This is a genomic window from Treponema sp. R6D11 (assembly GCF_054786075.1).
On the sequence record NZ_BDHD01000556.1, the window covers coordinates 1 to 790 of the forward strand.

Genomic DNA, 790 nt, shown 5'->3' on the forward strand with positions numbered 1-790 from the left:
GAATATGTGCATCGTCCTAATAGAGGTTCTTATAATAAAATTTATTATATCTTTGACTATAATGGGGAAAAATACAATAAATCATTTACTAAAAATACGGACGGACTCTTAGGAATATTAAATGATTTTAATTCATTAATAATGCATAAATATTATAGGGCTGGTCAAAAAATACAAATATTATATAATAATGAACTTAAATTCAGTTATGCTAATGACGAATTATCATCACAAATACTAATGATTATTATTTTGATAATTTCTACGCCTTTTATCGCATTAATAATAATTATTGGATTAGCAAATGAATTAATAAAAGAGTTAAAAATCAGAATTAAAGTATTTTCCAATAAAAAAATATTTTATATACAATATAATAATTATAAAATTAAAGAAACTGTTATTAACGGAGAATTTGATTATAAAAAACTTATATTAAATAATCTGATAGATGGGACAATAATATGTTATGGAATAAAAAAAGGAAATAATTTTATTGAATTATCATATTTTAATGATGATTATATTTTTAGAATAAATAAAAATGGAAAGGAAAATGAAATTGTAAATAATAAAAATCAGGATGTAAAAGAACATTTTAAGGAACTTGTAAATGGAGTATAACAATAGTGTACGCCACAACTTCGCATAACAGGTCGGTAAAAGTACGCCCCTTCGGGGCTAGGCTACACAAAAGCGTGTTCGGGCTTCGCCCTCTGCACGCTTTTGTTCCGCCACATTTGGGGCAGGGGTCGTTGCTACGCAACGCCCTATTACCTGCCCCAAACGT

The 790-nt window shown here is 27.6% G+C and carries 2 protein-coding genes; one reads left to right on the forward strand and one right to left on the reverse strand.

What is annotated here, in order from left to right:
* Positions 1 to 624 (forward strand): hypothetical protein (locus ACYVTD_RS14645; protein ID WP_461248453.1); only part of this gene is annotated, 624 nt, incomplete at its 5' end.
* Here the strand turns inward: ACYVTD_RS14645 and ACYVTD_RS14650 are convergent.
* The coding region (locus ACYVTD_RS14650; protein ID WP_461248454.1) for a hypothetical protein at positions 599 to 790 on the reverse strand (192 nt) is incomplete at its 5' end. The two genes, ACYVTD_RS14645 and ACYVTD_RS14650, sit on opposite strands and share 26 nt — an antisense overlap.